General features: G+C 67.2%; 3 protein-coding genes. All 3 read left to right on the top strand.

What is annotated here, in order from left to right; all coding sequences use genetic code 11:
- Positions 1 to 1,259: FAD-dependent oxidoreductase (locus tag QOH60_RS26830; RefSeq protein ID WP_526424922.1), on the top strand; the 1,259-nt coding region annotated here is incomplete at its 5' end.
- On the top strand, positions 1,256 to 2,683 hold the full coding sequence (locus QOH60_RS26835) for an MmgE/PrpD family protein (protein ID WP_526424923.1): 1,428 nt from the start codon (positions 1,256 to 1,258) through the stop codon (positions 2,681 to 2,683). The genes QOH60_RS26830 and QOH60_RS26835, both read left to right, overlap by 4 nt.
- 9 nt (positions 2,684 to 2,692) lie before the next feature.
- Positions 2,693 to 3,121, top strand: a 429-nt coding sequence (locus QOH60_RS26840; RefSeq protein ID WP_526424924.1) for an isocitrate lyase/phosphoenolpyruvate mutase family protein, incomplete at its 3' end; no start/stop codon positions are given.

The following is a 3,121-nucleotide window of genomic DNA, read 5'->3' on the forward strand; positions in this document are numbered from 1 at the left end:
AGAACCGGGTGCCCGCCCTGATCTGGCAGCCCGAGTTGGAGCGGCTTCTGACCGACCACGCCACGGGCCTCGGGGTCGAGTTGCTCCGCGACCACACGGTCACCGCCTTGAGCCACGACGACAAGCAGGTGCACGTCGAACTCGACACGCGCTCAGGACAGCGTGAGTTCACGGCCTCCTATCTTGTAGGTTGCGACGGCGGACACTCCTCGGTGCGCAAGCTGGCTGACTTCGATTTTCCGGGAATCGACTCAACAGTCCTCGGCCGCGTCGCCCGCCTCAAATTGGCTGACCGGGAGTCTTTCCCGGCGCCCACCAACACCGAGCGCGGCAGCCTGCAACACACTGGCCCGCACGACGGTTGGGTACGTGTCCGGCTGAACGAGCGCGACGTCAATACGCTCGGCGCCGATGGCGGGGACCATGACCGGTCCCCGATGACCGTGCAGGAAATGCGCGACGCCATCGAGCGCATCACCGGAGCCGATGTGGCTATCACCGAAATCCAAGACGGCAGGCGATTTCGCGACAACTCCCGGCAGGCCGCGACCTACCGCAAGGGCCGGGTGCTGCTGGCAGGTGACGCCGCCCACGTGCACTCGCCATTGGGTGGGCAGGGCCTCAACCTCGGAATCATGGACGCGGTAAACCTTGGCTGGAAACTAGCCGCGGTGTTACGCGGCTTGGGCTCCGACGAGCTGCTTGAGACCTACACGCGCGAGCGACACCCGGTGGGCGCGGCCGTCCTGAACAACACCCGTGCCCAGGCCGCCCTTTCGACGCCCACCCCCCAGGTCGTGGCGCTCCGCGAGATTATGAGCGACCTGATGGACATCCCCGACGTCAAGGAATACCTCGGGCGGATGTTATCCGGGGTGGGCGTGCGCTACCCCCTGCCTTACGACGTCGGAACCGACCACGAACTCCTCGGCGGCCACGTGCCGGACTTCGTCGTTGACGACACCACCCTGTACGCGATCATGTCCGACGGGCGGCCGGTACTCCTCCATACACCGCAGGCCGGCGCGATCCGCGAAGCCGCCGAGCCCTGGCAGGTCCGGGTACACATTGTTCCCGCGCTGGTGCTGGGACGGCCCGACCTGTCCGCCGCCCTGATCCGTCCCGACGGCGTACTCGCCTGGGCGGCAACACCGTTCGCGTCGCCAGACACCACATGCCTGAAAACCGCGCTGCACACCTGGTTCGGACCGCCCCGACTGGCCGCCGACGATGACGCCTGCGAAGGAAAGTTCAGATGACAGCCACCCACCGGCGCCCCGCCACGGAGCCGCAGGGACCGACCGGCAGCCTCGCCACGTGGGTTGCCGAGCTGGCGCTGGAGGACGTTCCACAAACCATCGTTGACCGGGCCAAACACCTCATCCTCGACGGCCTTGGCTGCGCGTTGATCGGTGCACAGTTGCCGTGGTCGAAGCTGGCCACCGAGGCGGTGCTCGACATTGACGGCACCGGCGGCACCGTTCTCATCGGGACCGGACGCACCGCGAGCGCGCCCGCCGCGGCGGTGCTGAACAGCACCTACATCCAGGGCTTCGAACTCGACGACTTCCATCCGATCGCGCCGCTGCACAGTTGCGCGCTGCTCATCCCCGCGCTGCTGTCGACGGCGTCGACGCTGCCGGCAGCCCGGGGCACCGACCTTCTGCTCGCGACCATAGCCGGCTTCGAAGTTGGTCCGCGCGTTGGCTACACCCTGCATGGCGCCCAGATGCTAGACCGCGGTTGGCATTCCGGTTCGGTCTTCGGGACCCATTCGGCGGCAATGGCCGCGGGCAAGCTGCGCGGACTCGCACCGGCCCAACTGGAGGACGCGCTGGGGCTGGCCGGTACGCAGTCGTCGGGGCTGATGGCCGCTCAATACGAAGCGATGAGCAAGCGCATGCACCACGGGTTCGCCGCACGCAACGGCTTCTACGCTGCGGGACTTGCCGCACACGGCTACACCGGCATCAAGAGGGTGTTCGAACGCGAATACGGCGGCTTCCTCAGTGTCTTCGGCGAGGGGCACCATCCCGATGCGTCCGCGCTCACGGCGCAACTGGGAGATCGCTGGGAAACCATCACCATCGTGGTCAAGTCATACGCAGCGATGGGTGGTCTGCACGGGGCCATCGACGCCGCCCGAAGCCTGCGCGCATCGATTGAGCCGGAACACATTTCGAGAATCGACATCGCGCTCGGCAACACCGTCTACCGGCACGGCTGGTGGCAGCCCGAGCGGCCACTGACACCCATCGGGGCACAGATGAACATCGGATATGCCACGGCCGCAGCACTCCTGGACGGCAACGTGTTGCCCGAACAGTTCACCCCGGCACGGCTCGACGCCGGCGACATCTGGTCGCTGATCGGACGCACCCACGTCCACCTGGACCACACACTCGACGACGCCGCCATCACGGAGCGATTCCGCACCGACCTCAAGGTCACGATGGACGACGGTGCCGTCCATCAAGCCCGCGTCGTCCAGCCCCACGGTGGGCCCGCCGATCCGGTGACCAACGCCGAACTCGTTGCCAAGTTCCACGCCCTGGCGGACCGCGTCACCAGTACCGAACGTGCCCGGTCCATCGAACACGCGGTGGTCGGGCTCGACGAACTCGACGACATCGGCGAACTGATCGACCTGCTCGCCGGTCCGGTGGCCGGCGCGCTGGACTGAAGGACCGCAGTGACAAGCATCCCCGCCCGCCGCGCGCTGCAGGACCTCCTGGCCAAGCGGCAACTCATCGTCGCACCCGGCGTGTTCGACGGACTGTCGGCACACCTGCTGCGTCGCACCGGTCATGTTGTGGCCTACCTGACGGGCGCGGGTGTCGCCGCATCCGGGTTCGGCCTGCCCGACATCGGCCTGGTCACCCAGACCGAGATGGCCGAACGCATCCGGATGATTGTCCGCGCGCTGGGAGACATCCCGCTGATCGCCGATGCCGACACCGGTTACGGCGCGCCGATGAACGTGGTGCGCACGGTCCACGGATTCGCGATTCTCGACCGTCTGCGGGCGTGGCTCCCACGAGCACGCTCGGTGCTGATGGACCGTGAGACGCTGCTGGCCCATCGCGACCGTTGGGTAACCGAAGACCGTCAAGCCACGTCG

It is taken from the genome of Mycobacterium sp. (assembly GCF_032159765.1).
Taxonomy (GTDB): Bacteria; Actinomycetota; Actinomycetes; order Mycobacteriales; family Mycobacteriaceae; genus Mycobacterium.

What these genes read in the sequence shown, in the direction of transcription:
- QOH60_RS26835 (WP_526424923.1), top strand. Translation starts at nt 1,256, where the DNA reads ATGACAGCCACCCACCGGCGCCCCGCCACGGAGCCGCAGGGACCGACC.